Origin of the sequence: Acetobacter sp. DmW_043, from assembly GCF_002153485.1 — a bacterium.
In the GTDB taxonomy this organism is placed as follows: domain Bacteria; phylum Pseudomonadota; class Alphaproteobacteria; order Acetobacterales; family Acetobacteraceae; genus Acetobacter; species Acetobacter thailandicus.
The window spans coordinates 1-24048 of the sequence record NZ_JOMN01000035.1 but is presented as its reverse complement, the minus strand read 5'-3'; the positions used below and the strand labels follow the sequence as shown (position 1 = coordinate 24048).

Annotated in this window: 19 protein-coding genes and 1 riboswitch; of the genes, 8 read left to right on the top strand and 11 right to left on the bottom strand. The window is 52.4% G+C overall.

Translation table 11 applies throughout. The annotated features are described in order from the left end of the window. Positions 1–5: 5 nt before the first annotated feature. The 6 genes from cobO to HK11_RS09680 form a co-directional block, all read right to left on the bottom strand. Positions 6–632, bottom strand: a complete 627-nt coding sequence (gene cobO / locus HK11_RS09705; protein ID WP_086555151.1) for a cob(I)yrinic acid a,c-diamide adenosyltransferase — start codon at positions 630–632, stop codon at positions 6–8. Between the two features lie 115 nt (positions 633–747). Next, positions 748–1290, bottom strand: a complete 543-nt coding sequence (locus HK11_RS09700; RefSeq protein ID WP_086555150.1) for a histidine phosphatase family protein — start codon at positions 1288–1290, stop codon at positions 748–750. Positions 1291–1446: 156 nt separating this feature from the next. Beyond that, positions 1447–2784 (bottom strand): cobyrinate a,c-diamide synthase, encoded by a 1338-nt coding sequence (locus HK11_RS09695; RefSeq protein WP_086555149.1) that lies wholly within the window; start codon positions 2782–2784, stop codon positions 1447–1449. Beyond that, positions 2781–6272, bottom strand: a complete 3492-nt coding sequence (gene cobN / locus HK11_RS09690) for a cobaltochelatase subunit CobN (protein ID WP_086555148.1) — start codon at positions 6270–6272, stop codon at positions 2781–2783. The genes HK11_RS09695 and cobN overlap by 4 nt, the downstream gene beginning before the upstream one ends. Before the next feature lie 24 nt (positions 6273–6296). After that, positions 6297–7343, bottom strand: coding sequence for a cobalamin biosynthesis protein CobW (cobW, locus tag HK11_RS09685; protein ID WP_086555147.1), 1047 nt, complete (start codon positions 7341–7343; stop codon positions 6297–6299). After that, complete coding sequence (locus HK11_RS09680; protein WP_173559681.1) at positions 7340–7771, bottom strand: DUF1636 domain-containing protein; 432 nt, start codon at positions 7769–7771, stop codon at positions 7340–7342. Before HK11_RS09680 ends, cobW begins: the two co-directional genes overlap by 4 nt. 192 nt (positions 7772–7963) lie before the next feature. Beyond that, a riboswitch (cobalamin riboswitch) is annotated at positions 7964–8222 on the bottom strand. A gap of 240 nt (positions 8223–8462) precedes the next feature. On the opposite strand from HK11_RS09680, the gene HK11_RS09675 reads away from it, so the two are divergent. Then, positions 8463–8816: a hypothetical protein gene (locus tag HK11_RS09675; RefSeq protein ID WP_086555145.1), complete on the top strand. Its 354-nt coding sequence runs from the start codon at positions 8463–8465 to the stop codon at positions 8814–8816. A gap of 167 nt (positions 8817–8983) precedes the next feature. Here HK11_RS09675 and HK11_RS09670 read toward each other — a convergent pair whose 3' ends face one another. Next, on the bottom strand, positions 8984–9622 hold the full coding sequence (locus HK11_RS09670; protein ID WP_086555154.1) for a LysE family translocator: 639 nt from the start codon (positions 9620–9622) through the stop codon (positions 8984–8986). A 55-nt stretch (positions 9623–9677) separates the two neighbouring features. Next, positions 9678–10625 (bottom strand): glyoxylate/hydroxypyruvate reductase A, encoded by a 948-nt coding sequence (locus HK11_RS09665; protein WP_086555144.1) that lies wholly within the window; start codon positions 10623–10625, stop codon positions 9678–9680. Positions 10626–10829: 204 nt separating this feature from the next. On the opposite strand from HK11_RS09665, the gene HK11_RS09660 reads away from it, so the two are divergent. Then, positions 10830–12935 (top strand): M13 family metallopeptidase, encoded by a 2106-nt coding sequence (locus HK11_RS09660; protein ID WP_086555143.1) that lies wholly within the window; start codon positions 10830–10832, stop codon positions 12933–12935. Between the two features lie 48 nt (positions 12936–12983). Here HK11_RS09660 and HK11_RS09655 read toward each other — a convergent pair whose 3' ends face one another. Further along, positions 12984–14048 (bottom strand): alpha/beta hydrolase, encoded by a 1065-nt coding sequence (locus HK11_RS09655; protein WP_233133414.1) that lies wholly within the window; start codon positions 14046–14048, stop codon positions 12984–12986. Positions 14049–14232: 184 nt separating this feature from the next. Here HK11_RS09655 and HK11_RS09650 point away from each other — a divergent pair, with 184 nt between their 5' ends. The 4 genes from HK11_RS09650 to HK11_RS09635 all read left to right on the top strand — a co-directional run bounded on the left by HK11_RS09650 (position 14233) and on the right by HK11_RS09635 (position 16941). After that, the gene (locus HK11_RS09650; RefSeq protein ID WP_086555142.1) at positions 14233–14427 is read left to right on the top strand and encodes a zinc-finger domain-containing protein; all 195 of its coding nucleotides are present in this window, start codon (positions 14233–14235) and stop codon (positions 14425–14427) included. 30 nt (positions 14428–14457) lie between these two features. Then, positions 14458–15018 (top strand): thioredoxin family protein, encoded by a 561-nt coding sequence (locus tag HK11_RS09645; protein WP_086555141.1) that lies wholly within the window; start codon positions 14458–14460, stop codon positions 15016–15018. Positions 15019–15066: 48 nt separating this feature from the next. Continuing rightward, entirely contained in the window at positions 15067–15903 is an 837-nt protein-coding gene (locus HK11_RS09640) for an aldo/keto reductase (RefSeq protein WP_086555140.1), read from the top strand. Positions 15904–15978: 75 nt separating this feature from the next. Further along, on the top strand, positions 15979–16941 hold the full coding sequence (locus HK11_RS09635) for a tyrosine-type recombinase/integrase (protein WP_086555139.1): 963 nt from the start codon (positions 15979–15981) through the stop codon (positions 16939–16941). 241 nt (positions 16942–17182) lie between these two features. On the opposite strand, the gene HK11_RS12735 is transcribed toward HK11_RS09635, so the two are convergent. Beyond that, positions 17183–17302: a DUF1348 family protein gene (locus HK11_RS12735; protein WP_342356129.1), complete on the bottom strand. Its 120-nt coding sequence runs from the start codon at positions 17300–17302 to the stop codon at positions 17183–17185. Between the two features lie 165 nt (positions 17303–17467). On the opposite strand from HK11_RS12735, the gene HK11_RS09625 reads away from it, so the two are divergent. Then, complete coding sequence (locus HK11_RS09625) at positions 17468–19651, top strand: pectinesterase family protein (RefSeq protein WP_086555138.1); 2184 nt, start codon at positions 17468–17470, stop codon at positions 19649–19651. A gap of 129 nt (positions 19652–19780) precedes the next feature. Here the strand turns inward: HK11_RS09625 and HK11_RS09620 are convergent, their stop codons facing one another. Beyond that, positions 19781–20662, bottom strand: a complete 882-nt coding sequence (locus HK11_RS09620; protein WP_143216387.1) for a hypothetical protein — start codon at positions 20660–20662, stop codon at positions 19781–19783. Between the two features lie 243 nt (positions 20663–20905). On the opposite strand from HK11_RS09620, the gene HK11_RS09615 reads away from it, so the two are divergent. Continuing rightward, positions 20906–24048, top strand: a 3143-nt coding sequence (locus HK11_RS09615; protein ID WP_143216386.1) for a GLUG motif-containing protein, incomplete at its 3' end; no start/stop codon positions are given.

The window sequence follows — 24048 nt, the reverse complement described above, 5'->3', positions numbered from 1 at the left end:
CGCTGTCAAAACTCCACTCCCTTCTGAGCTTTTACGCCACTGCGAAAGTGATGTTTAACAAGAGTCATTTCGGTCACCAGGTCCGCAGCCTCGGTCAGTTCAGGTTTGGCATTGCGCCCCGTTATCACGACATGCTGCCCCTCCGGCCGCGCCTTCAGCACATCAAGAATATGAGGCAAAGAGAGATACTCATAACGCAGGGCAATATTCAGCTCATCAAGCACAACGAGCCCGACATCAGCGTTAGCAAGCGCATCAGCCGCAAAACGCCAGGCTTCTTCGCAGGCTGCAATGTCACGTGCCTTATCCTGCGTCTCCCAGGTAAATCCTTCACCCGGCGCATGCCAGGAAACAAGGGGATCAAAACGTTCAAGAGCACGCCTCTCCCCCGTATCCCAGGCGCCTTTAATAAACTGCACAACAGCAACACGGCGCCCGTAACCCAGTGTCCGCAAAGCCATACCAAACGCTGCCGTTGATTTACCTTTACCCGGCCCGGTATGCACCATCAGCAACCCTTTTTCGAGAGTTTTTGACGCTACCTCACGGTCCTGAACCTCTTTACGCTTACGCATTTTTTCACGGTGATGTGCCTCTGCACCCTGTAATGAAGACGAAAGCGTCTGAGTCATAGTAAATCCTGATCTTATTTATTTAATAAAATATTTTCTGAAACAACAGAAAAAGAAAGATTACTCATAAATACTCTTTTCCCGGAAATTTATAGATTTCAAAGACTATACATCGTTAAATCACACTGAACAACCTTGCAAAGCCCTGTGGTATAGATGGCGAAAGCAGTTGTGGCTTTTCTCCCGCAGCCAGTCCGGTCAGCAGACGCAAAGGGCCACCGTGGGATAAAATGCATGATGAAACACCACTTTCTTTAATATCCTGCCAGACTGCGGTTATGCGCTGCATCAGGGATAACCCGCTCTCGCCCCCGGGGGGTGCAAAACCTGCCGGATCAGCGGCCCATGCATCCAGCTGTATACGGCTGATCTCGCTCCAGCACTGTCCTTCCCACTCACCAAAATCCAGTTCAGCCAGACGCGGGTCAATGCGCAGCTCCATACAGGTAGTTTTGACGAGCTTCTCAGCCATATCACGGCATCGGGCCGCGGGTGAGCTGTATACCACCTGACACGAAGCCCCCTGAGCCAGCACAGACAAACCAGCAGTCAGCCTCTCCCAGCCGGGGCGCAGAGGCACCTCCTGACGACCATAGCACATACCCTCTGCGACCATAACGGGGGCATGCCGGGCCAGTAACACAGAAAAACGCTGCACACTCTTTCTCCTCAGGATTTTCCTGCCTGCTATAACCTCTGTGTCAGAATAAAAATGATCTGCTTTTCTGCTACAGACACACTTCATTCTGCCACGATCATAACAACCAGCCGGATGTGCGGTCTATGCTAGCATCATATCATGCAGGCCCTGTCATCAGAAAGCCGTGTCATTGCAGGCCAGCACGTGAAAAAATGATCCGGACACCAGACCTCGCCTGCCTCCGCATGCACCAAGTGATGTGCCATCACCTGCTAGCAGATCAGCCAGCGGGGCATCCTCTCCCGCATCCAGCACAGAAGCATAATGGAATTCATGCCCTCGCAAACGGCTGCCAGCTTTGCCAAGCACCGTATCTGCACGCAATGTTGCCTCCCGATACCCAAGATTTAATTTGCGCCGTGCAAATGATGTACTATGCGCAAGCAAACCAGACATAGCGTGCTTTTTTCCTTCTGCATCTTCAAGGCATTGCCCCAGCACCATATAACCACCGCATTCACCATGCACCGGGCGGGTGCGAGAAAAATGCTGAAGGCCACTTATAAAATGTCTGGCCTGCGCAAGTCCTCCGGCATGCAGCTCGGGGTATCCTCCAGGCAGCCAGCATACGTCACAGCTCTCATCAGGTGCTTCATCTGCCAGCGGCGAAAAAGGCACCAGCTCTGCCCCTGCCTGACGCCAGAACATGGCCAGATGACCGTAGAGAAAAGAAAATGCATCATCCTCCGCCACAGCAATACGCTGCCCTGGCGGCGATAAAACAGCATGCCGTGTCAATTCAGCAGTCACAGGCATTGCAGCCACCGGGGCAGCCAGAGCCAGCACAGAATCAAGATCCAGCTCCTGCTCCGCTTTATCTGCCAGTTTTTCAATCCAGTCTGTCAGGGCACCATGCTCACGCGCCTGCACCAGCCCAAGGTGCCTCTCTGGTAATGATTGACCAGCCTGACGCATCAGCGCACCACATGCTGCCAGACCAGCGGCCTCGATCGCGCCTGTCGTCAGCCTGACATGACGCGGCGATGCCACACGATTAAGAACAACACCGGCAATTGTCACATCGGGGCGCCATGAAGCAAAGCCTTTAGCAATCGGCCCGACAGACTGCCCCTGCCCTGACACATCAAGCACCAGCAAAACAGGAATACCAAAACGTGCTGCGATATCTGAAGGGGAGCCACGTGCGCCCTCCGGCCCGGTCAGACCGTCAAACAACCCCATAGCTGATTCAACAATAACCAGATCAGCGTCATGTCCTGCTGCCTGCAGCAGGCAGGCCTGTAAATCAGGAGGCATACACCAGCTGTCAATGTTGAGGCCATACCGGCCCGTAATAGCCGCATGAAAAGCAGGGTCGATATAATCAGGACCTGTTTTAATCGCACTCACCCGCAGCCCTCTGCGCTTAAAAGCCGCCAGCAGAGCAACTGTCAGTGTTGTTTTACCCCCTCCTGAACGTGGAGCAGCCACCATGAGGGCACGTACTGTCATATGGAACTTTCTCCTGAACCCTCGAGCGCGTCAGCAACACTATTAGAGCGGGGGTGCCACAATCCACGCTGCATGGCTGACGTAAACCATGCTCGCATAGCCTCCCACGCAGCAGGGTTAACCTTTTGTAAAAAGGCACTGCAACTCTCATCACCTAAAGTCCGGGCAAAGACCAGGTCAAACTGTCTGTCAAAGCGTGCCGGCACCGTTGCTGCAAAACCGTGCAATGCCTCGACCCCGCGTGTCATCTCGGCCGCACCGGCATATCCGTGCCGCTGCATGCCTTCTATCCAGCGCGGGTTAGCAAGCCGGCCTCTGACAATACGGGCAACTTCCTGTTCAGTCGCGCGCAGGCGGGGAGCATCAGGCCGGGACGTATCACCATGCCACAATGCCGGCCGCGCCCCGAGTGATGCCGCCGCTGCGGCAAGTCCGCCCTCATGTGCAGCATTTTCAGGGCTTTCGAGCATGTCTGTTTCAGCGTGATCCTGCACATGCAAAACAGCATTCGCCCGCTGCAACAAAGCAGCCAGACCTTCAATATTCTGCTGGCCATCACGCCCGCCGCCATATGTCCAGGCGGAGCCCTTCAGCCAGGCCTGCCCAAGCTCATCGGCTTTGCCCCATGTACCATTATGCAGATGCGCTTCGACACCAGTGCCATAGCTCCCCATAGCCGCACCAAATATACGGGCACCTGCCTGCTTCAGGGCATCTCCCTCAAGCCCTTTAACCGAAGCGGCAAGCGGGTTCCACTCAGCGGCCTCATCTCTCGCGGCAACAGCAGAAACGACCTGGTCAAACAAAGCAATCTGATCAGGGAAAGCATCACGAAACAAACCTGATATCCGCAGTGTAACATCAACACGCGGGCGATCGAGCACCGCCAGTGGTATAATTTCAAACCCCTGCACATGCCCCGTGCCGGTTTTACGGGTTATTTCAACCCCCATCAGACGCAGGGCCAGAGCCATATCCTCTCCTCCTGTACGCAAAGAAGAAGACCCCCATAAATCCATAACCAGATGCGTCAGCGGCTCACCCTGCTCCTGCAAATGACGGGTAAGCAGCAATTTTTCCATTTTTGCAGCAAGCTGCATGGCAGAGGGTGTGGGCAGGGCACGCGGGTCGAGAGTAAAAAGATTTCGCCCGGTGGGCAGCACATCAGCCCGCCCGCGCGTTGGCGCCCCAGCCGGCCCCGCCGGCACAAGGCGCCCTGCCAGCGCATCACGCAGAGCATTCGCCTCTGCCTCTGCACTTAAAGCCACACGCCGGGCAATATCGTCACGGTCATACCCCTGACCACAGGCCTGCGAAATCATATCGACCAGAGTATCATAACCAGGTGCACGCTGACCAAAAATATGCAGACCATCACGGATCTGCAAATCTTTTACATCACACAAATAGGCATCAAGGCGGGCAAGTGCTTCGTCTTCATCTTCATCCCCGGGACGTACGCCACTCTCTGCCAGGACCCCGGCACGGGTTGCGCGCTCAAGAATCTCCTGTCGCAACAAGGCCCCGCGCCTGAAATCAAGCCCGTCAGCCTCAGCATACTCATCAATCAGCCTTTCCAGGATTTGCATATCTTCTGACAGACCAGCCTGCATCACCGGCGGCGTCATATGTCCGATTGTTACTGCCCCAAGGCGCCGTCTGGCTGCAGCTGCCTCACCAGGGTTATTGACAATAAACGGATAAATAACCGGCAGACCACCTGTCAGCACCGCAGAGGAGCAAGAGGGCGAGAGCGCTGCCGCTTTACCTGGCAGCCACTCAAGTGTGCCATGTGTACCCAGGTGCACCATGGCATCAAGATGGCGGCAAACACGTAACCACAGATAAAACGCGATATAAGCATGACAAGGCGGACTATCAGGGTCGTGATACTGCGCTTTACGGTCAGCCGCGCGTCCTCTGTCAGGCTGCACGGCCAATGTAATCGCTTCGAATGACACAACACGCAGATGAAACACACCCTGATGCACCGCGGAATCATCTTCCGGTTCACCCCAGGCCGCACAGACACTCTGCATAAAGGCCGGCGGCAGTTTTTCTGTCAGCTGCCTGTACTGATCAAGAGAAAGAACAGGCCGGGGTGCCTGTTGTGTCATCATCTGCACCAGCTCTGCCTGCGTGGGCAGTATGCCTGTTTCATACCCCTCAGCCTGCATCAGCCTCAGGATGGAAGAAAGGCTGGCGAAACTGTCAAGCCCGACGGCATGAGCAGTGTGACCTGTGTCACAGCCCTGCGCACCAGGCACGCCAGCACCAGGATAGTCAGACAACACAAGCCCGACCTGCCTGTGCTCAGGCAGCAGGCAACGCAGGCGTAACCAGCCCATAATACGCGCAACAGCCTGCTCTGTACCCGGAGCATAAATCTGGCGGGATGCAGGCTGACCAGGCGCAGTTTCCTCACGGAAGGAGACGGGAAAACTCGCAATGCTGCCATCAAGCTCAGGTAAAACAACCTGCATGGCCAGGTCAGCACGTGAGAGCCCTCTGGCGCTTGCCTGCCACAGCCCCTGGGTTGTGCCAGGCTGCAACAGCTGAATAACAGGCACACCGGCTGAAAGAAGAGGAGACTGCCCATCCCTGTCACGGGAGGAAAATACCGTAGCATTCACCAGACAATCAGGGTGTACCTGCGCCAGCCAGTCATTAAGCGCGCCGGCTACTTTTGTATCCCGCAAAGATGTGACAAACACCATATCGACACGACAACCATGCTGTGACAACTGACGCGCCAGCTCTTCAGGTGCGCTGTGGTCACCCACCAGCAAATGGGCGCGATAAAACACCACGACAACTCTGGCTGCTGCTCCCTCCGGCAAGGCAGCACACCAGCCAGACGGCTGCTGAACCGGTGGCGGAGCAGCAGAAAAAGTACGATAAACGCCCCAGTCTGGCAGCGGTTCAGGCGCCTGCCCTGCATCAGGCACGCCCCTGACAATGGCCTCCATAACCTCCAGCGCACAGGTCATATTACGTGGCCCGCCATAGCGAAAAAAACCGATCAGGCGTTTTCTCTGCTCCGGATCAATCGTGGACAGAGAGGCCAGCAAAGGATCATCTTCCTCTGCCTCCCCCTCTTTCCGGCGGGTATGCACACAGTCACCAGGCAAAAACACAAGTGGCACGCCCTTTGCCCTGCACCAGCCCGAAAGCTCCTCAGCACCATAGCGCCAGTAATCAAGGCCCCCAAGCAGACGCACAACCACACAACGCGCCTGGCTCAGTGTTGTATCGATAAATAAATCGACAGACATAGGATGCCGCAGGCGTGCCAGTGGCACGACCTGTATACTGGCATGCGTGCTCTGCCCGGCATGCTCCGCGGCCCGGCGGGTAATCGCGTCACGCAGCCCCAGAAGATCTGTCTCAGTAAACGAAAGAACAATCAGCTCTGCGGGATCAAGCCCCAGATCTTCTGCCTGGTCCTGTTCATCAAGTGTGCGGTTTTCACGAACAAGAAGGTGCATAACGTGCCAGCCTGCCTTTAAGGATTATACGCCTGCCAGAGCCTGACGCACGGCGGCTTCCTCAAGCCCTTTCTGGCCAATGACCACAATCTGGCCAGTACGCACCCCAGCTGCAGGCAGCGAACGGTCAAATTCGTAGCGAAAACGCGTACCAACACCCTGCACGGCCAGACGCATGGCTTTACCCTGCACGGCAGCAAAACCTTTCATACGCAAAACATCAAAACGCGCGGCAACATCCTGCAAACGGCTCAGAAATGTCTCAACATCTTTTTGCTCAGGCACTTCAACAACGAAACTCTCAAAATCATCATGCTCATGCTCGCCCTCTTCCGCATCATGATGGGAAGGACGTGCATCAAGGTCTGCCTCAGCTTCAGCGCCAATACCCAGCAGGATAGCAGGATCTACCCGACCCTCTGCTGCACGGATAATCTGCACCGGACGCGGAGCCAGACGGCGGATCTCTGCCTCAACTTTTGCCAGCTCCTCTGCATCAGTCAGGTCTGTTTTATTCAGCACAACCAGATCAGCAGCATTCAGCTGGTCTTCAAACACCTCAGCCAGAGGGTTGTCATGGTCGAGAGACGGGTCAGCTTCGCGCTGGCGGGCAACGGCCTCCGGGTCATCAGCAAAACGGCCGGTGGCAATAGCAGGCGCATCAACCACGGTTATAACACCATCAACCGTCATACGGCTTCTTATCGTAGGCCAGCCAAAGGCTTTCAGTAACGGTTTTGGCAGCGCCAGGCCTGAAGTTTCGATCACGACATGCTCGGGTGGATCCGCACGATCGAGCAATGCCTCCATCGCCGGCAGGAAGTCGTCAGCGACGGTACAGCACAGGCAGCCATTCACCAGTTCAACGACATCATCATCGCGGCAGCCTTCAATACCGCAGCCACGCAAAATTTCACCGTCTACACCAAGAGAACCAAACTCATTAACCACCACAGCAATGCGATGCCCTTTGGCATTTTGCAAAATATGCCGCAGCAGCGTGGTTTTACCTGCCCCCAGAAAACCACTGATGATAGTAACCGGAACGCGCGAAGGAAGTGCTTTATTCATGACTGTTCATCCTCTCTCTCATAAAGACACGCCGGGACACGCCCCAGCACCATATCAGACAAGGCTGCCGGGCGACGCGATGGCATAACCGTACCCTTTTTACTGGCAGCATATAAACGGGCATATGTCAGTATATCTTCGGCTTTTTCAGGGCCAAGGTGGCCCATAAGCCAGGTCCAGCGCCCTTTCATGGCAATTGCAGCTGTGCACCCGCGATCACACGATGCCAGACATTCAACACCTCTGATCTCAGCAGCAGGAATTAGTGCGGGATCCTGCACTTTTTCTGCATCAGTCAGAGCCAGCAAACGATCGTACAGCTGTGCACCAGGCGGGCGGTCCATGGCCGGGCCACCACGGCGACAGGTAAGGCACACATGCAGGATGGGGATATCCGGCATATCTGCTGATGAAGAGGACGCTGACATTCTGTCTCCTGACACACAGCCCCGCGCAGCAAGGGCCAGACACAACCCGGGTGCAGAAAAAAGCAGCCCCCCAGTCATGACAGAAAAAGACTGAGAGCATGCATAGCATATCGCTACACACTGGTTACAAACCGGGCACCCCGCCAGATGTAACACTGCATCGGATTTCGCTATAAAACCACCAGATTAACAAGGCTGGCTTTATATAATGGCAGGTCTCCTGGCTTATGGGCTGTCGGCCTGAAAAGCCTGCTTACGCATAGCTCAGACCAACATCATACCCTGCTCCTTCCCGCACCTGTTACAGCCGGTGGAGGCTGCCAGCGAACCGGCAGCAGAGGTATGATAAACTCACTTACAGTTGCGGGGGCAGCGACGGATTAACAGCCTGAGCCATGCACCGTTCTTCCCTTTTCATTCCTCACGGAACACCATTGCGCGGACAATGATCGTAAACCTCTTTTTTTTCAAGAGCGGACAAAATAACTAACCTGATCGGGATGTGTCACCCACAGGAGCAGGAGTAACCTTCTGCCCACTTAGAAAACAAAGTAATCGTTCAACATTTATCATAAAAATTACGCCAGATAATTTTATACATTAACTAATTTTCATTTATGACGTAAAACGATATTGTCGCCTGACACATCAGGCATTTCTCTTTCCATGCTATATCAGCAAAGAAACAGTAATGAGCATAAGAAAGAAAATAAAAGAGTTTGATTATTTTATAAAAAACATTCTACTTGATGACCAGATCGGAACAAAACCCAACGAAAATCGTGTTCTTGTCATAGGATACTCTGTGCCCTTAGGAATGGGAATAATTTCTACGATCTTACCTCTGTACTTAAGATTTATAAATTATCACAAAGAATTTTCTATTTTTTTTGCAATTATTGCTTCAGCGATATTTGTAGGATATATACAGATAACAGCAAGAAGAGGTATTCATAATAAAAATAAAGAAAAAAGAATTTTACTGTTAAAAAAACACGGAAATTACTTAATTATTATTACTTTTTTTCAATTTCAGGGATTTTAATTTCAGTTCTTTCTTTTAAATTCCCACCACAGAATGCAACTGATGAAAACTTTTTTATTCCTATGATTTTATTAATTGTATTTGCCGTGATAGGTGTTCTCGCCATACCTTTCACCTTTATGGCGCGTCGTATCAGCTGGCTGGTAAACCCACGATAACACCACCCGCTAGTCAGCACGCGACAAGGCCAGACGAAGCCCAAATGCAATAAACAAACAACCGGTAATGCGGTCGAGCACTTTCACTGTAGCTGGCTTTTTAAGCAGGTGACTTAAAGGCAAAGCCGCTGCTGTCAGCACAACAAACCACAGCACTGTCATGGCGCAATGAATAAGAGCAAGAAAAAGCGAGTATGCTGCGACAGACGCACCAGAAGGAACGAACTGCGGCAGGAATGTAATATAAAAGACCCCAATTTTAGGGTTAAGCATATTAGTCAGAAAGCCTTTACGTAAAAACTGACCAGCCGAACCTGAAATGGATTTTGCAGCCCCCTCCGCCTGAGCCATGGCCTCACGCGGGCGAAACAAAAATAACACACCAAGGTATGTCAGATAGGCTGCGCCCGCCCATTTCACGCCTTCATATGCCAGTTCTGAGGCTTTAAGCACTGCGCCCAGCCCCAGTGAAACCACCAGCCCCCAGATCAGCAGGCCTATAATAATACCCAGCCCGGTTTGTGCTGCAGCACGACGCCCGCCCACAGCAACAGAGCGCAACATCAGCGCAGTATCAGTACCCGGTATAACGGTCAGCACTGTTGCAGCAGCCAGAAACGAAAGCATAAGAGGGATATCAATAGTCATAACAGCGGCCTTTTCTGCTGGCTTTCGGGGATATATACTCACTGCCCAGGAGTTTTTAATAACCTTTTTGTGGGTCATAACGCAAAGGCACATCCTCCCCCCGCTCAAAAGCACGAATAACCCCGACAATATAACCTGCCCGTGCGGTGCGAGAGGCCTCTGATGCCACATGAGGCGTAATCAGCACTCCGGGGTGCGACCATAAAGGCGACTCTGCGGGCAGCGGTTCATGCTCAAACACATCAAGCACGGCATTATGCAACGTGCCATCATCAAGTGCTCGCAAAAGATCACTCGTAACGACAAGCCGGCCACGCCCCACATTAATCAGCCCCGCTGGTTTCTGAAGCTGTTTTAAAACATCGTAGGTTATAATTCCGCGGGTCAAAGATGTTTCGGGCAACAAACACACCAGAATGCTGCAGCTGCGCAAAAATGTTTCAAGCTCTGCAGTTCCGGCGTAACTGGTAATATGATCATAAGATTTTTTATGCTGCGACCACCCGACAACGGGAAAACCAGCCTGCACCAGGCTTTGTGCAACAGCTGAACCCAGCGCCCCCAGCCCCATAATACCAACCGGCGTCTCAGAGGACAGGCGCACCGGGGGCATACCCTGACGCGCCCATATCTGCTTATGCTGTGCGCTGTGCCAGCGCGGTGCCTCGCGCAGAAGAGAAAAGACAGCCCAGCGCACATAATCCTGCATCTGTGCAGCAGTTTCCTCTCCTCCCATACGAATAACCGGTAAATTTGCAGGCAGATCGGGGTCTGTCAGAATATGGTCAACTCCGGCTGCTACGCTTAGTATCGCTTTAAGGCGGGGCATCTGCGCAAGCCGTCCGGGTTCAGGCTGCCAGACCAAAGCGTAGTCAATACTGGCCAGATCAGCCGTTTTGTCGTGCCAGTCAATAACAGTCAGTTCAGGCATGAGGTGGTTAAATATAGTTTGCCACACCACGAAAGACCCGGGACCACCCGCTTTCACTATAAGAGATAACATATCCCCTCCCTGTTGCTTAACGAACTCCGGGAAAACAATAACGATGCAGAAAAATTAATATCTCAGGCGTAATATATTTTCATCATATAGGCACATCCGCTGAAATATGTTTAAATTACATCTTCGTGACTGGTTTTTTCTTAAAACCCGTGTTGTGAAAAGCATTTTAACTATGCAACGTTGCGTCTAACTTACGGAGATATCATGGCAGCCTTTAAGCGTCATACCCGTTCCTCTCTCAAACTGGCTCTTTTTGCCACTGTCGGAATAGGGATTGGCTGTAGTTTAACTCCCGCCCACGCTGATGACACGCCTCCTGCAGCGCCGGAAGTGCTTATGCCGGCCTCGTCATTTGCTCCATGGGGGTTTAACCTGAGTGGTCGTGATACCGCTATCATCCCGGGCAATAATTTTTTCGAATATGCAAATGGTACTTACCTGAAAGATCTGACTATTCCGTCAGATATGACCAGCTATGGACCGTTTAATGCTCTGGCTGAACTTTCACGTCAGCGCGTGCAGAGCATTCTGAACGAACTTTCTGCACACCCGGTTAAAACACCGCATAGTACAGATGAAAAGCTCGGCACATTTTACGCATCCTTTATGAACGAAAAAGCCGTTGAAAAACGCGGCATCAGCCCTCTTAAAAAAGACCTGAAAACCCTTCGTTCTCTCACCGATGCACAAAGCTTTGCCACACTGTCAGGCTCAGCTTTCACATCCTTTACGACCTCTCCGTTTTCACTCAGCGTTTCACCTGACTCAAAAGACCCCACGCATTACTCAGTCTACCTTGATCAGGGCGGTCTCGGACTACCCGACCGTGACTACTACCTGAAACCTCAGTTTGCAGAACAGAGAAAAGCGTATCAGGCCTATATCACGCAAATCCTTACCCTCATCAGATGGCCAGAGCCCTCTAAAACGGCAGATGCTGTCATTGCCTTTGAAACAAAACTGGCTGAGGCACACTGGGCCCGCGCAGATATGCGAGACCCAAACAAAACCTATAACCCGATGACAGTCAGCGATCTGATTAAAACCGCGCCTGGCTTTGACTGGAAAAGCTGGATGCTTGCTGCCGGCCTGCCAGCTGAAGGCCTTGAAGCCAGCACCATTATCGTACAGGAGCCCTCAGCCATTACCGGAGAAGCAGCTGTTCTCGCCAGCACTGCCCCCGAACTGCTACGCTCATGGCAGGCATTTCACACCGCCAGCAACGCTGCCGGTTATCTGCCTGACGAATTTGTTCAGGCAAGCTTCACCTTCCATAAAGTTCTGAGCGGTCAGCCTGCTCTGCCAGCACGCTGGAAGCGCGGTGTCAGCGCTACAAATTCAGCAATGGGCATGGCATTAGGCAAGGTTTATGTTGAGAAATTCTTCCCGGCAGAAGACCGCGCAGCTATGGAGCAGCTGACTGAAAACCTCAAAACAGCCTTCCACACCCGCCTGCAGCACAACAGCTGGATGACCCCAGCAACACGTCAGGCTGCTCTGACCAAACTCGACAGCCTGGAAATTCAGGTCGGTTACCCCAAAAAATGGCGTGACTATTCCGGCCTTGAAGTGAACCTGAAAGACCTTTACGGCAACGTCAAAAATGGCATTGCTTTCGAGTGGGCTTATGAACTGAGCCACCTGGGTAAAACAGTTGACCGTGATGAATGGGATATGACCCCTCAGACAGTCAATGCCTATAACAACCCGCTGTTTAACGAGATTGTTTTCCCCGCAGCTATTCTGCAGCCGCCATTCTTTAACGCAAAGGCCGATGCTGCCATTAATTACGGTGCCATTGGTGGCGTTATCGGTCATGAAATGACCCATTCGTTTGACGATGAAGGGCGGCAGTTTGACGAACATGGTCGCCTGCGTGACTGGTGGACTAAAAAGGACACAGAGCGCTTTCAGAAACTGGCAGCCCGTCTGGGTGCTCAGTACGACGCCTTTGAAGTGCTGCCTGGTGTGCATGTCAATGGCAAGCTGACTATGGGTGAAAACATTGCTGATCTGGGCGGTCTGACCCTGGGGCTTGATGCGTATCACGCCTCACTGAATGGTGAGAAAGCTCCGGTTATTGATGGCCTGACAGGTGACCAGAGAGTCTTCCTCGGCTGGGCACAGGTCTGGCGCCAGAAACTGCGTGAAAACACAGTTAAAAGCCTGGTGGTGGTTGACCCGCACTCACCGCCGGAAGCTCGTGTAAACCTGCCCATGCACAACATCGATGCATGGTATAAAGCATGGAATGTCAAAAAAGGGGATGCGCTCTATCTCGCACCCTCTCAGCGCGTAAAAATCTGGTAACAGAATACCAGGGTCTTTCCTCTGCCAGCCAGAGGAAAGACCTTTACGTCAGGGCGTCACAACCTCATCAAGCCTGGCGGGTATAAAAAATGGTATGCCCCCCTTACCCGGGCCACGCAGCCCCTTCTGTTCTGCAACCCATACACCTGCACTGACATCTCCCCCTGAAGGCAGCCAGCTCTGCGGTGTTGTCATCCAGCTCTGCATATCATGAGCCACACGCTCACCTCCCTGATCTCTGAGCAGCAGATGATGTCCCCCAGGGATCATGTCAAAACGTACATCTTTTTTCTCAGCTCTCCTGACAGATAAATCATGCCAGACACGTGCCATAGCAAAAGCCGGCACAAGCTGATCATTATCGCCATAGACACATAGTATGTTACCCTGGTCATGCTTTGCCGCAGCCGCTGCCTGCTGCATCAGGGTTACAAGCCCCCGCAATGCTATCCACTGTGTTGTACGAAGTGTCAGCGGATCATAATAAAGACGAATAAGAGCTGCCATATTATCTGTAGCCACCACATGCACAGAGGCACTCTGTTCAGGCACAAGGGTATGCGGCGACAGCGATGCAAAAACTGATAACAGCATATCAGCTGTAAAACCCGGATCCCACACTGCCGGAGCAAGCAGAATTGTCCCGGCAACAGCAGGGGCGTCAGGCTGAGCCATAAGCACCATAAGCACCGCCCCTCCCATACTTTCACCGGCAAGATATATAGGCGTACGGGGATACATTTTTTTTAGCTGGTCAATCAGTTCTCGTGTATCAGCAACCATCCGCGCAGTACCTGCCCATGCACCACGTTGTGGTGCGGCACCAAAACCACGCTGATCAGGAGCTGCGACCGTTACCCCGGACTGCGTAAAAAACGAAGCCCGGCTTTCCCATGCATCGCGACTATCATTAAAACCATGCAAGGCAAGCAACACAGCTTTTGGCTGCCCCTGTGCTTTCCAGATACGCGCCGGCAACGCTGCGCCATCACTCATGGTAAATATATGGTCCGGTGCGACAAGCACAGCAGCCTGTTGCCAGCGTAGCGGAGGCTTTGGCGCAGGGGGCACGCCTGTCGTGCAGCCACTCAGCGCTATGAACATCCAGGCCATAACACAGCCGGCAATGACCCTCTGACACCATGATTTTAACATTGTAAAAATACTCAGAGACTCTTCGCTCACGGATATGGGAAGAAGAGTGAATGGAAACATTTTGTCTGCAGGGGTATCATGCCAGACAAGAGTGCAATACCAGAAACAGATCTGGCCTGGCCAGAAGACAAGGAACAGCCCTATGCTTATTCAGGCAGAAAACCAGACACCACGCCCGCGACTGGGCTATATCGAGACTATTGTTGTCGATTCCCGCAAAATATACTGCAATGGAGGCTCTGATACTCTGGGGCACCCTGGAGTATGGCTGAAAATAGGAGACCAGCAGACTGTTTGTCCCTATTGCTCGCGCCTGTTTATTCTGCAGCCTGAATAATTACTTATCAACTTAATTTACAGGTATTTTATGTCCAGTTTTCGTTTCCGGCCATTACGCTCAAAGTCTCATAACACGATTAAACTCTTCACAGCAGCCCTGTCTCTTGTCGTAGCTCAGGCAACTCTGCCTGCTTACGCGCATGCAGAAAGCGGTAGTGATGTTCCGCAGATTAGCGACCTGAAGTTTGCCGCTGCAGTTCATCCTTACGCTTCTCCTGAGGCGGCACCGCAGGCAGTAAAGGACGCCTTTGAAGAAGCACAAAAAACAGACAAACTGGTTATGCTGATTTTTGGTGCTAACTGGTGCCCTGACTGCCTGATGCTTGAAGGCGCTTTAAAAAATGCATCCGTTGCACCATGGGTAAATAAGAATTTTGCCATCGCAAATATTAACGTCGATCATTTTCAGTACAATACAGACATTGCTGCAAAATTTGGCGTTAAAATTAAAGCCATTCCTCTTGTTCTGGTTATCACCCCCGCTGGCAAAGTGCTTAACAGTGACGGTACGCTGGCACTGGGCGAAGCCAGGAGCATGTCGGCACAGGCTATGGTGAATAAGCTCAACGAATGGAAAAACCGGCGATAACACCGGATGATCCGGACTTCTCACTTATCACATTCAGGGAAATGATAAATGACTCTGCCACAAGTTACTCTGAGCGATGGCACGACACTGCCAGCTATCGTATTTGGCACCTATAAACTTAATGGTGCCTCCGGCGTTGAAGCAATGAAAAATGCTATTGATGTTGGTTATACCGGGCTGGATAGTGCCTTCAACTATGAGAATGAGGGTGCTCTTGGCAGAGCCTTGCGCGAGTGTGGGCACAAGCGTGAAGATCTCCGCATCAGTTCAAAGCTGCCAGGCCGGCACCATGCCTATGATGAGGCTCTGGCAACGATTGAGGAATCTCTCTACCGTGCTGATGTTGAATATTACGACATCTACTTCATTCACTGGCCGAACCCGAAAGTGGGTAAATATGTCGAAGCATGGAAAGCACTGATAGAGGCAAGAAAACGCGGCTATGTGCGCTCTATTGCCGTCTGCAATTTTTTACCGGAACATCTTCAGCGTCTGCAGGATGAAACAGGCGTGCTCCCCTCAGTTAATCAGATTGAGCTGCACCCTTATTTTCCACAGGCCGAAGCACGTGCCTGGCACAAAAAACATCATATCGTCACACAATCCTGGAGTCCCCTGGGGCGTGCTAATGATATTTTGCAAAACCCTGTTCTGAACACTATCGCGCAAAAACTGAATAAAAGCATTTCGCAGGTTATTCTGCGCTGGCACCATCAGCTTGAATGTATTCCTCTTCCTAAAGCTTCGGGTCGCAAACATCAGATTGAAAATATGTCAATTTTTGACTTCAGCCTTTCTGATGAGGATATGAAGGCTATTGCTTCTCTGGCTCGCCCTGATGGGCGCACCTTTAATCAGGATCCTTCTTTTTACGAAGAATTCTGAAACTGAATGATATTCAGAATACATTCCGTGTTATGCTTTCCTCAGATATAACAACTTACGGAAAATGTAATCTATATGGCGCTACTCACCTCTCCCGCGCTTCGTGGTCCGGTACTACCGGCACTGATCGCCACAGCGGGAGACAGTGCCCGCCAGCGCTTTATGGAATTTTTTGCCGCGCAAATACGCAATCCTAATACGCGGCGGGCTTATGCAAGAGCTGTTTCCGGTTTTCTGTCCTGGTGTGATGACCATCATATCCGCCATCTGCCCGACATCACTCCGTTGCATGTTGCAACCTGGGTGGAGCTGGAAAACCGCAGAGTGTCAGCACCCAGTGTGAAGCAGGCACTGGCTGCCCTTAAACATATTTTTGACTGGCTGGTAACCGGACAGATTATCCCAACAAACCCGGCAGCCTCTGTGCGTGGGCCTGCACATAGTGTGCGCGTTGGTAAAACACCTGTGCTTGAAGCTCATGAAGCACGGGCCTTACTGGATTCTATAGATATATCAACCAGTTCAGGCCTGCGGGACAGAGCTTTAATTGCACTCATGGTTTTTTCATTCGCGCGCATTGGTGCTGCTTTGTCTATGCGGGTAGAGGATGTCTTTATTCAAAATCGCCGCCTGTGGGTACGTCTGAACGAAAAGGGTGGAAAACAACATGCCATGCCATGCCACCACACACTTGAAGAGTATCTGCATGCTTACCTTGACGGTACAGGACTGGCAGACACCCCAAAAAGCTGGCTTTTTTGCACAATTAAACGCGGAACAAAGCATTTTTCTCAAAACCGCCTGGAACAGCCTGATGCCTACGCCATGGTCAGGCGCCGGGCAAAAGCCGCCGGTATCAAGACAGCAATAGGCAACCATACATTTCGGGCTACTGGGGTAACCACTTACCTTAAAAATGGTGGTACCCTCGAAAATGCGGCCGCTATGGCCAACCACTCCTCCACCCGTACGACGCAGCTTTATGACCGCAGACGAGACGATATCTCTCTTGATGAAGTAGAACGCATCAGATTATAGCGACATCGAGGTGCAGGTCATTAAACGTGATTGTTTCTGGCCCATCTGGCGAATAACCTGAGGGGATTGCTTTAGACGCGTTTATTGCTCCGGAGGTTTAAAACCGGAGCATTGTTTAAGCTGATGTATATGATTTGGTTGCGGGGACCTGCGGCCAATAAAAAAGCTGAGCACCGATACCGAACGGCAGATCGTTGATGAAGGCAATACGACGACGTATCAGGCCATTTTCATCGAATTCCTATTTCTCGTTTCCATAGGACCGGAAACACCGCTCTTCCTCGTCATGCCACTTATAGGCAAAACGCACTGAGATCCTGTTCTCCCTGTGCCCGGACCTCTTTTGACATGAGATTACCACACTCAGAAGGCATAAATTTAATATTTATAACCTATAGCACCTAAACGGAAAAAACACTCATAAGAGCCCTCAGGAAAATCAACTTCTCATAACTCTGGTGTCAGAAATAAATTACAATAACCAGAAAATCTTCTCTCCCGCCAGATGATTAAAAAATGGTGATGTATGGCGAAAAAAGCTTCCCTTTCGATAAGTCACACTACGTTCTTTATTCTTGCGGCCCTATTACTCGGTATGCCAGGTCATGGAAATGCACAGGATCGTCGCCACATTCATGAGCCAGAACTGCCTGCCCATGCCTGCGTAAAGCTCACATCAGACGATGTGCCCGATGCGCACAACCTCCAGGAAGCCATTAATCACTGTCCTTCAGGTCAGGCTGTTCATCTGACCCAAGGTCTCTTTGTTAGTAACCCACTGGAAATGAAATCAGGCGTGTCGCTCTGGCTGGATAAAGGGGTTATTTTAGCTGCCACTTCAGACCCTCAGGCTTATGATCGTGGCACAGGAGCATGCGGCACCCTCAACAACAAAGGGAAAGGCTGCAAGCCTTTTCTGACATTCCGGGACTATAGCGGTGGAGGCATTTATGGCGATGGGGTTATCGATGGTAACGGCGGCCAGGTAATAGAGGGTAAAGATGAAACATGGTGGCAACTGGCACGTCGCGCGCAACGCGAGCATAAACATCAGAATGCCCCACGCCTCATTCAACTTAACAACACCCGCGATGTCACTTTCTACCGTGTAACTTTACGCAATTCTCCTAATTTTCATGTTGCTATGAATGGGGTAAAAAGAGCGACCTTCTGGGGCGTAAAAATCGACGCACCAGCCAGCGCCCGCAACACCGACGGCATTGATCCTGGTAATTCTGAGGATGTTACCATCACTCAGAGCTTTATCCGTACAGGCGATGATAACATTGCCATTAAAGCTGGACCAAATGGAGGAACACATAACATCTCCATCACCGACAACCACTTCTACCAGGGTCACGGTATGTCTATTGGCAGCGAAACACAAAATGGTGTGCATGATATTCTGGTCCGCAATCTGACACTGGACGGAACAACCTCAGGCATTCGCATTAAAAGCGATGTAACGCGAGGAGGACTGGTAGAGCACATCCTCTATGAGGATGTATGCATGCGCGCAAACCGGTGGGCTGTAAATTTCGATACCAGTTATGATAAAGAAGCTGTCGGATCTGCTATTCCTGTCTATCGTGATATCACTCTGCGACACGTAACGAGTGACGGTGGCCAGTTGGTAGCGCATGGGTTTGATAAGGAACATGCGCTTGATATTACGCTTGATGGTGTGCATTTTCCTGAAAAAAACCAGTGGGATATCAGTAATACCCAGCTGCATACAGGCCCCTTACAGGAAGGAGCCCCTGATTGCTCAGCTCAGTTCGTCCCATTCCCAGAAAACTCTCTGAAAGCTGTTTATACTGTCGGTAGTGGAAAAAGCTTTACCAGTATTCAGAATGCTCTTTCAGCAGCTCCGGATGGAGCCACCATTGCGATCTATCCCGGCACGTATCGCGAGGTAGTGCATGTTACACGCCCTGATATGCACCTGATCGGCATGGGACGCACACGTGAGGAGACAGTGATTGAGGGGGACCGTGCCGCGTTTGAAAGTGGTGGCACCGGAAAATCTGCAATCGTCTTTGCCGAAGGCGATGGTGACACTCTCGAGCATCTGACAATCACTAACCGCTTCCACTGGAAGCATCCGGACATTACGAAAGACGCCCAAGCTCTGGCTCTTTCAGCAACAGGAGACCATCAGCATTTTTCTGATCTGCATCTTACAGGCTATCAGGATACACTTCTGGCGGCCAGTCACGGATGCAGAGAGGACAGAGATTGCCACCCTGCACGCCAGCTTTATCAGGATAGCCGGATTGATGGTGCAGTGGATTTTATTTTTGGCGATGCTCTTGCCTGGTTCGAAAGAGTGGAATTACACGCCCTCGGACGCCCATTTGTCATACTCACGGCCCAGGGGCGGCGTAGTGCGGATCAACCCAGCGGCTATCTGTTTCATCAGTGCAGCATTACTGCCGACAATGATGTTAAGGAAATCAGTCTTGGGCGGCCATGGCGCGACTACGCGACCGTCGTTTATAAGGAATGCAGGATGGACCCGCGTGTATTCCCCTCAGGCTTTACAGAATGGAACCACCTCAACCGGTTAACTACAGCTCGTTACGGTATTGTGGATGCCAGTGGAACCGGCGCAGCTAAAGGACCACGCGAGCCACACATGCTGGCTGTCAGCAAAGAACTCCGTCAAATGATATCAAATCCTTCTGTTTTTTGGAAAAACAGCCTTTGAAAAACTTATGATTACCGATCAGAGGATAATTTTTAACCGACACAAATCATGACACTTCTACAAAAGAACAGTGCTTATGTTTTTTAGTTTAAAAATCATACTCTCAGTAATGACCTTACCTCTTCCCCCTCAGGCTGCGGCACTCGTCGTGTTATACTGCCGGCAAGCTTCAACATAGGCGTAAGAAACATGGGCAAATTTACGAGCCTGCCACTGATGGTAGTCGCGTACAAGCCGGGCTGATATCCAGCTTTTTCGGCCTGTTTTACCGAAATCGTTTTCTGCCTCGATTTTTTTCAGAAGCCGCGCGATATTCCCACGCGAAACACCATAACGCTGCGCCATAGCATTGGCACTGTCGAGGACAATTTCTATCCGTTCTATGTCGCCTGCGGGTGATTCTGTTACAGTCTTGGTCATTTCATTCAGAACGGACATGCCAACCGTTGTGCTGACAAGTTGTACGATAGACTTCGGTGGTGCTCTTAAAAAAGCATCCTGCAGCATTAATCTGGCAAAAATCGGGTGCATGTGATTAAGGATTTCTGGCGTTACACGTGTAACCTCACTCCTGCCCGCTCCGTCAATCTGGTCAAGCGCCTGCAAATTGACGCTAAGATAGACATGGAACATCTGCTCAGAAAAAGCGCTCATCTGATAAGCGCGCACCCGGCCATCCTGACTGGGAATGGCTTCTATATAGCCAAAATTCTGAACTTCCTTGAGGTAATTTGTAACCGTATTCGGGCTGACCATACTGCTATCTTCAATCAAACCATACAGGTTGGTTGCGGTCAGCGGGGGAGCTGAAGGGTCAACCCGTCGCTGAAAATGTAACAAAAGAGCCGCATGCGTCAAAACCCATCGTCTTACATCGGCCACGTAACGCACTTCACGCGGCATCTGCTTGTGAATGCTCAGTAATGCCTGATTGCAGAAAGCCAGACATTTCATGAAATGCGGCAATCCAGCGAGCGCCTGAGCTTCATAAACCGGTATATCGCCTGTCATACCCACCTCTGCACTTATCCTTCTCATGCGATGACACAGTCAGTTGCCTGCTGCCCCCAGCATCGCGTTTGTCGCATTTTTGGGGATACCGCAAAATCAATCTTGATACGATATAAAAACTAATCAAAAACAAGGAAATATTGTGTTTAGCCGATCATCTTTAATGAAATCGGTTCGTTGATCATTTCCACTCTGCAGAAGCACCTCTTCCATATCCAGCCCCACAGAACTGAAGACTGACTGATGACTTTGACAACCCGCACGCTTCTTCTTGGCATAACCGCCCTCACCCCCGGCTTTGCCTGGGGACAGGCCCTGCCCACGGGCGGCACCTATGTAGCGGGGGCTGGCAGTATCAGTACGACAGGGGGCACCACTACAATCGACCAGTCATCCGCACGCGGGGTCATTAACTGGCAGGGCTTCTCCGTCGGAGCAGGCGCCTCGGTCCGGTTCAACAACGGCAGTGGCGCCACCCTCAACCGCGTAACGGGTGCGCAGTCTTCCTCCCTTTTGGGGCATATAGGCGCCACCGGCACGGTCTTCCTCATCAATCCCAATGGCGTAGTGATAGGGCCTGGCGGAACAGTAGTGACCGGCGGCAGCTTTATCGCCTCCACGCGTGATACGCCCAACAGTACGTTCATGAAGGGGGGCAACGTCATTCTGTCCGGCAGCTCTGCCGGCACTGTCACCAATGCGGGCAAAATCACCAGCACCAGCGGCAATGTAGTGCTGGTGGGGGCCAGCGTCAGCAACAAAGGTACGGTCAGTGCTGCGGGCGGCACGGCGGCTCTGCTGGCGGGCAATCAGGTGGTGCTGAGCGAGGTCGATGGCCCATCGGGCATTTATATCGTGGCAGACAGCAAGGCAAAGGGCAACGTAACCAACACCGGGCGGATCAGGGCTGCCGCCGCCACGCTGGCCTCGGCCGGTGGCAATGTCTACGCGCTGGCGGGCAACCGTGAGGGGCTGGTGCAGGCCACCGGCACCACAAGGGTGAACGGGCAGGTCTGGCTGAGCGCACCCCACGGCACAGTAACAGTTGAAAGCACAACGCTAAAGGCCACCAGTGCCGATGGCTCAGGGGGTATCATCCGCGCCAATGGCAGGGCCGTGAACCTTCGCGGTAAAGCCGTGCTGAATGCCTCGGCCAGCAAAGCCGGACGTAAGGGGGGCCATATCCTTGTCGGCACCGACAGCATGGGCGGCACCAACCTGGCCCGCAGCACCACCCTGGCTTCGGGCGTTACCCTGAAAGCAACCGGAAAAGGCACAGGAGCTGGCGGCACAATCGAGACCTCGGCCCACACACTGGCCGTGGGAGCTGCTACCATCAGTGCCGGGCCTGGTGGCAGCTGGCTGCTCGACCCTGATGACCTGACGATCGACAGTAACGCGGCCAGCACCATCAATAGCGCACTTAACAGCGGTACCAATGTAACCGAGCAAACCTCGGCCGCCACCAGCAACATCGCTGGCACTGGCACGAGCAGTGCGGGCAATGGAGATATTCTGCTCAACGCCGCTCTGAGCTGGAACAGCGCGGCCCGCCTGATCCTGTCCTCCTATCACTCCATCACTCTCAATGCCGATATCACCGTGGGCGGCGCGGGTAAGCTGACCCTGACCACCAACAACAACATCGGTGGCACTGGCACAGGAGATGGAACTCTGAACTTCGGCACCTCCAGCGTCCGGTTCACCAGTTCCTCCCTGACCGCCGCCAGCACAACGAGCAACAGCCCGCTGACCATCGATGGTCATAGCTACACGCTGATTACCAGCCCCGGCGATTTACAGAATGCCGTTGGCGTATCGGGCTATTACGCTCTGGCCAGACCGCTCGACATGAGCAGTATCAGTAATTTCACGCCTCTGACGCCCGGTGGCTTTTACGGCACCTTTAACGGGCTGGGTAATACCATCTCAAACCTCGTGATTAATAGTGGTGCCGACGATGTGGGGCTATTCGGGCAGCTGATGGGCGGAACCATCAGCAATGTCGGCCTTATAAAAGGAAGCGTGACCGGCACAAACACAGCCGCGTACTCAACAGCAGGCAGCCTTGTCGGTGCGAATAATTTTGGTACGATCAGCAATGTCTACGCGACAGGGAACGTGAACGCCACAAATAACGAGACAGGCGGCCTGGTCGGCATGAATAATCAGGGCACGATCAGTGAGGCCTACACGACCGGGAACGTGACCGGTACAAATAACTACACAGGTGGTCTGGTCGGCATTGGTGATGGTACGATCAGCAATGTCTACACAACAGGGAACGTAACCGGCATAGCCATGACTGGCGGCCTTGTCGGTGAGGATAGTGGCACGATCAGCAATGCCTACGCAACAGGGAACGTGAACGGCGGCGGCTACAACGCAGGCGGTCTGGTCGGCATGAATGAGGGCACGATCAGCAATGCCTACGCGACAGGGAACGTGACCGGCGGCAGAAGTGGCGGTCTGGTCGGCATGAATGAGGGCACGATCAGCAATGCCTACGCAACAGGGAACGTAACCGACAGCAGAAGTGGCGGCGGTCTGGTCGGCATGAATAATTATGGCACGATCAGCAATGCCTACGCGACGGGGGGCGTGACCGGCATCACAAGTGGCGGCCTTGTCGGTGAGACTCAGTTTAGCACGATCAACAATGCCTACGCAACAGGGAACGTAACCGGCAGCAGAAGTGGCGGCGGTCTGGTCGGTCGGAATGATTCTGGCACGATCAGCAATGCCTACTTTGACACCAGTACTTCCGGCACCACAGCGAGCATTGGAGAGGGCAACACGTCGGGCGGCAAAGGCCTGACTACTGTGCAGTGGCTGACCGAAGGGCCGATGGTTAGCGGCAGTCCTTACAGCTTCACCGATCCGGGTGCCTGGGTTTCAGGTTCGCCTTATCCGATACTTGCCGCCCTGCCCCATATTGTGATCAGCAGCACAGGGGCACAGACTTACGGGCAGAGTGCCTTTTCTGTCAGTAGTCTCACCTTCACAGACCAGAACAGCAATAACGCATCGTCCCTCGTGGATACAAGCAACCTGAAATGGTATAGCCCGCTTCTCTCATCGACGAGCAATGCCGGAACAACGGGGGCCATGTATGGCACCGGCGCCACGGCAAAGGGTTATCAAATCACCTATCAGGCTACTGATACTGTCAGCAAGGCCGCCCTGGCCATTACCGCCCTGAACCAGACCGGCATCTATGGACAAAGCCCCTCACTGAATAATACTGACTTGAAAACCAGTGGTCTGGTCAATGGCGATACCGTTAGCGGGGTCAGCCTCTCCACAACCGCCACAAACCTGAGCAACACAGGCGCCTACGCCCTTACCGCCAGTAACGCACGCGGCTCAGGGCTGAGCAATTATGC